This window comes from Kitasatospora putterlickiae, from assembly GCF_039527695.1.
Classification (GTDB): domain Bacteria; phylum Actinomycetota; class Actinomycetes; order Streptomycetales; family Streptomycetaceae; genus Kitasatospora; species Kitasatospora putterlickiae.
This window is the reverse complement of the sequence record NZ_BAAAKJ010000320.1, coordinates 1-4,942: the sequence shown is the minus strand read 5'-3', so window position 1 is coordinate 4,942 and position 4,942 is coordinate 1. Positions and strand designations below refer to the sequence as shown.

Genomic DNA, 4,942 nt, shown 5'->3' with positions numbered 1-4,942 from the left:
TCGGGCAGCGCGGCGGCGAGCGGACTGCCGGTGACGACACCGGCCGCCAGGTTGTAGGCCAGCTCCTCGTCCAGCTGTCCCTCTCCGCCCGGCACGACCTCCCGCCCGCAGGCCTGCTCGACCGCGTCGGCCGCCCGCCCCAGCACCGTGCGGTGCGCCTCCTCGGCCTGCCGACCGGTGAGCTCGCGCACCCATCCGGCCGCCCGCCGGCCCGCCTCGCCCGCCTCGGCGAGCAGCCCGTTCACCACGTGCCGCTGCTCGCGCTCCCGCTGCTCCTGGTCCTCGTCCTCGAGGTCCACCTCGTCCACCCGGACGGTCACGTTCGTCATGACCGGTGAACTCGCCGGCACCACCACGGTCACGGCAGGCCGGTGAGTTTTCGGAGATCACCACGAGCAGGGCTGCAGCCGGGGACCAGCGGTCCCGGCTGCGGCCTTGTGAGGGTGGGTGGCGGTCAGCAGGCGCCGGTGGAGCAGGACGACTGCGGTGCGGTGCCCAGGGAGATGAGCTGGGGGGCGGCCGGGGTGGCGCAGCAGCCGCCTTCGGTGTCCTGCTGGGCGTCGGGCTGGTCGAAGAGGCCGGCGCCGCCGCAGACGCCGGTCTCGGGGAGGGTGAGTTCGACGCGCTGGGCGTCGTCGTGGTCGCCGGCGAGGTGGGCGGCGACGGAGCGGACCTGCTCGTAGCCGGTGAGGGCGAGGAAGGTGGGGGCGCGGCCGTAGGACTTCGCGCCGACGAGGTGGACGCCCTGTTCGGGGTGGGAGAGCTCGTTGACGCCGTGGGGGTAGACGGTGCCGCAGGAGTGCTGGTTGGGGTCGATCAGCGGGGCGAGCGCGGTCGGGGCCTGGAGGCGCTCGTCGAGGCCGAGGCGCAGTTCGCCGAGGAAGGACAGGTCGGGGCGCAGGCCGGTCAGGACGATGACCTCGTCCAGGTCCTCGGTGCGGGTGCCGTCCTCGGCGACGAGGGCGAGCCGGCCGTCGGTGTTCTTCTTGATGGCGGTGGTGCGGAAGCCGGTGAGGGCGGTGGCGTGGCCGTTCTCGACGGCGGCCTTCGCGGCCTGGCCCAGCGCCCCGCGGGCGGGGAGCTGGTCGGCGGTGCCGCCGCCGAAGGTGGAGCCGGTGATGCCGCGGCGCAGGACCCACACCGTGTGGGTGCCGGGTTCGGTCTTGGCGAGGTCGGCGAGGGCGGCCAGGGCGGTGAACGCGGAGGCGCCGGAGCCGATGACGGCGGTGCGCCGGCCCGCGTAGCGGGCACGGACCTGCGGGTCGTCGAGGTCGGGGACGCGGTAGGAGAGGTGGGCGGTGTTGGCGTGCTCGCCGAGGGCGGGCAGGCCGTCGGCGCCGGCGGGGCTGGGGGTGTTCCAGGTGCCGGAGGCGTCGATGACGGCGGCGGCGGTGATCCGCTCCTCGTGGCCGTCGGCGTGGGTGAGGTGGACGGTGAAGGGCTGCTCGTCGCGGCCGGAGTCGACGACGCGGTCGCGGCCGGAGCGGGCGACGCCGGTCACCCGGGTGTTGTAGCGGACGCGGGGGCCGAGGGCGTCGGCGAGGGGCTGGAGGTACTGCTCGGCCCAGTCGGCGCCGGTGGGGTAGGCGGCGGCATCGGGGCGGGTCCAGCCGGTGGGGGCCAGCAGCTTCTCGGCGGCGGGGTCGAGGAGTTCGGCCCAGGTGGAGAACAGCCGCACGTGGCCCCACTCGCGCACCGCGGCCGCGGCGGCGGGCCCGGCTTCGAGGACCAGGGCCGGCAGGCCGCGCCGGGTGAGGTGGGCGGCGGCGGCCAGGCCGATCGGGCCGGCGCCGATGACGAGGACGGGCAGGCCGGTGGCGGAGGTCATGGCGGTGGTCTCCTTCGGGACGGGCGGGTGCCGGTTCGACCGAACCCATCTGATTCGACAAACGTCGATGTGCTGACGGTTCCGACCTTGCCACCCAGGATCGACAGATGTCAACATAGACGCATGTCGAATCTGGAGTTGCCGGTCCTGGAGCCCGAGGCCGTGCCGTGCTGCGCGCCGCTGTCCTCGGCGGAGTTGTCCGTCGGGGACTCGGTGACGATGGCGGCCATGTTCAAGGCGCTCGGCGACCCGGTGCGGCTGCGGCTGTTCTCCAAGGTCGCCTCCGCGGAGGGCGGGGAGGCGTGCGTGTGCGACATCCAGGACGTCGGGGTGTCCCAGCCGACCGTCTCCCACCATCTGAAGAAGCTGCGCGAGGCCGGGCTGCTGACCTCCGAGCGGCGCGGGACCTGGGTGTACTACCGGGTCGCCCCGTCGGTGGTGGCCGGCATGGCCGCCCTGCTCGACCTCGACCGCTGATGCCCGACCCGCGCCACCGGCCGGCTCCCCGCGCCGTCCCCGCACTCACCCTCGCCCCGATGCTGCCCGAGCACGCCGAACAGGTCCTGGTCATCTACCGGGCCGGGATCGAGGAGGGCAACGCCACCTTCGAGACCGAGATCCCGCTGTGGGAGGCGTTCGACGCCGCCCGCCTGCCCGGCCACCGGCACGTCGCGCTCGGCGCCGACGGCCGGGTGCTGGGCTGGGCCGCGGTGAGCTCGGTCTCCTCGCGTCCCGCCTACGCCGGGGTGGTCGAGCACTCCGTCTACGTCCACCCCGACGCGCGGGGCCGGGGCGTCGCCGGCGCGCTGCTGGCCGCGCTGATCGCCTCCACCGAGCAGGCCGGGATCTGGACGATCCAGTCCTCGGTGTTCCCGGAGAACACCGCCAGCCTCGCCCTGCACGCCCGCGCCGGGTTCCGCGTGATCGGCACCCGCGAGCGCGTCGCCCGCCACCACGGTCGCTGGCGCGACACCGTGCTGATCGAGCGCCGCAGCCCCGCCGTCCACTGACCGGCCCCGGCGAACGCGGACAGGCCCGCCCCCGATCTGGGGGCGGGCCCGTCTGCCGCGGCGGTCGTCGGTCAGCTTGCCGGGGCGAACTTCCGGCGCCAGGCCAGCGAGACGTAGACCAGGGCGATCAGGACGGGCACCTCGATGAGGGGGCCGACGACCCCGGCGAGGGCCTGGCCGGAGGTGACGCCGAAGGTGCCGATCGCGACCGCGATGGCGAGCTCGAAGTTGTTGCCGGCCGCGGTGAACGCCAGGGTGGCGGTGCGGTCGTAGCCGAGGCCCAGGCCCTTGCCGAGGGCGAAGGTGCCGAACCACATGAGCGCGAAGTAGACCAGCAGCGGCAGCGCGATGCGGGCGACGTCCAGCGGCTGCGAGGTGATCGTCCTCCCCTGGAGGGCGAAGAGGATCACGATGGTGAACAGCAGCCCGTACAGGGCCCAGGGGCCGATCCTCGGGAGCAGGCCGCTCTCGTAGCGTTCACGGCCGAGCCTCTTCTCCCCGAGGCGGCGGGTCAGGAACCCGGCGACGAGCGGGATGCCGAGGAAGGCGACGACGTTGAGCGCGATCTTCCACATCGAGACGTCCAGGTGCTCGCCCTCACCCAGGCCCAGCCAGCCGGGCAGCAGGTCGAGGTAGAACCAGCCCAGGACGCTGAACATGACCACCTGGAACACCGAGTTCAGGGCGACGAGGACCGCTGCGGCCTCGCGGTCGCCGTAGGCGAGGTCGTTCCAGATGATCACCATGGCGATGCAGCGGGCCAGCCCGACGATGATCAGCCCGGTGCGGTACTCCGGCAGGTCGGCCAGGAAGATCCACGCCAGGGCGAACATCACCGCGGGCCCGACCAGCCAGTTGATCACCAGCGAGGAGGCCATCAGCTTCCGGTCGCCGGTGACGGTGTCGAGGCGGTCGTAGCGGACCTTCGCCAGCACCGGGTACATCATGACCAGCAGCCCGAGCGCGATGGGCAGCGAGATCCCGCCGACCTCCACCTTCGCCAGCGCGTCGTTCAGCCCGGGGATCAGCCGGCCCAGCCCGAGGCCGACGGCCATCGCGACGAGGATCCACACCGCGAGGTAGCGGTCGACGAAGGACAGCTTCCCGGCCACCGACGCCGCCTCGGGCCTGGCCTGGGTGGCGGGTTCGGTGCGGGGCATCAGCAGGACCTCTTCACGTCGGCGTTCGCGCGGGCGGTGGCGGCGAGGCTGGCGAGTTGCGAGGAAAGGGCCTCCAGGACCTCCGGCTTGAGCCGGTAGTACGTGAAGCGCCCGCACGGCTCGGTGTCCACCACCCCGGCGTCCCGCAGCACCTTGAGGTGGTTGGAGAGGTTGGTCTGGCGGGCGCCGGTCTCCTCCACCAGGTGCGTGGTGCACAGGGTCTCGCGGGCCAGCAGGGTCACGATCCGCAGCCGCAGGGGGTCGGACAGCACTCGCAACAGTTCAGTGTCGACTGACATCACCATGGGCTGATACTTTCACATCAGCCGGGACTGACACCAGCGGCGGCTGACGCGTCCTGCGGTTGCCGCTGTGGCCACCCCGGCCCGGACGCCCGACCCGAACGAAGGACCGCCCACTGATGACCGCCGCGCCGCTCGCCTCCGTGCTGTTCGTCTGCATCCACAACGCCGGCCGCTCCCAGATGGCCGCCGGCTTCCTCACCCACCTTGCCGGGGACCGCGTTGAGGTCCGCTCCGCCGGCTCCGCCCCCGGCCACGAGGTCAACCCGGCCGCCGTCGCCGCCATGGCCGAGCTCGGCATCGACATCTCCGACCAGCGCCCGAAGATCCTCACCACCGAGGCCGTTCGGGCGTCCGACTACGTCATCACCATGGGCTGCGGCGACGCCTGCCCGTACTTCCCCGGCAAGCGCTACCTCGACTGGAAGCTCGACGACCCGGCAGGCCAGGGCGTCGAAGCCGTCCGCCCGATCCGCGACGCCATCAAGACCCTGATCGAGGACCTGGTCGCCGAGATCGACGCCAAGCACACGGCCGGCTGACCGCGCCCTGGTTGAAGCCGGACCCGATTCATCGCCACGGGACAGCGCGCCGGTGAGTTCCGCCCCGCCGACCTCACCGTCGCAGGTCACAGCCGTCCAC

Annotated in this window: 7 protein-coding genes; 3 read left to right on the top strand and 4 right to left on the bottom strand. The window is 73.0% G+C overall.

All coding sequences use genetic code 11. The features are described from left to right. A partial coding sequence (locus ABD308_RS30245; protein ID WP_344341894.1) for a hypothetical protein occupies positions 1-329 on the bottom strand: 329 nt, incomplete at its 3' end. Between the two features lie 125 nt (positions 330-454). Beyond that, positions 455-1,828 (bottom strand): NAD(P)-binding domain-containing protein, encoded by a 1,374-nt coding sequence (locus tag ABD308_RS30240; RefSeq protein ID WP_344341891.1) that lies wholly within the window; start codon positions 1,826-1,828, stop codon positions 455-457. A 123-nt stretch (positions 1,829-1,951) separates the two neighbouring features. Here ABD308_RS30240 and ABD308_RS30235 point away from each other — a divergent pair, with 123 nt between their 5' ends. Together ABD308_RS30235 and ABD308_RS30230 are read left to right on the top strand one after the other, a co-directional pair. Next, positions 1,952-2,305 carry an ArsR/SmtB family transcription factor gene (locus tag ABD308_RS30235; RefSeq protein WP_344341888.1) on the top strand — a complete coding sequence of 118 codons (354 nt, stop codon included), beginning with the start codon at positions 1,952-1,954 and terminating at the stop codon, positions 2,303-2,305. A 59-nt stretch (positions 2,306-2,364) separates the two neighbouring features. Beyond that, positions 2,365-2,838: a GNAT family N-acetyltransferase gene (locus tag ABD308_RS30230; protein ID WP_344341885.1), complete on the top strand. Its 474-nt coding sequence runs from the start codon at positions 2,365-2,367 to the stop codon at positions 2,836-2,838. A gap of 71 nt (positions 2,839-2,909) precedes the next feature. Here the strand turns inward: ABD308_RS30230 and arsB are convergent, their stop codons facing one another. Together arsB and ABD308_RS30220 are read right to left on the bottom strand one after the other, a co-directional pair. Beyond that, complete coding sequence (gene arsB, locus ABD308_RS30225; RefSeq protein WP_344341882.1) at positions 2,910-3,998, bottom strand: ACR3 family arsenite efflux transporter; 1,089 nt, start codon at positions 3,996-3,998, stop codon at positions 2,910-2,912. After that, positions 3,998-4,303 (bottom strand): ArsR/SmtB family transcription factor, encoded by a 306-nt coding sequence (locus ABD308_RS30220; protein ID WP_344341879.1) that lies wholly within the window; start codon positions 4,301-4,303, stop codon positions 3,998-4,000. Before ABD308_RS30220 ends, arsB begins: the two co-directional genes overlap by 1 nt. Before the next feature lie 116 nt (positions 4,304-4,419). On the opposite strand from ABD308_RS30220, the gene ABD308_RS30215 reads away from it, so the two are divergent. After that, a complete protein-coding gene (locus tag ABD308_RS30215; RefSeq protein WP_344341876.1) occupies positions 4,420-4,842 on the top strand; it encodes an arsenate reductase ArsC in 423 nt (140 codons plus the stop codon). The last annotated feature ends 100 nt before the right edge of the window (positions 4,843-4,942 follow it).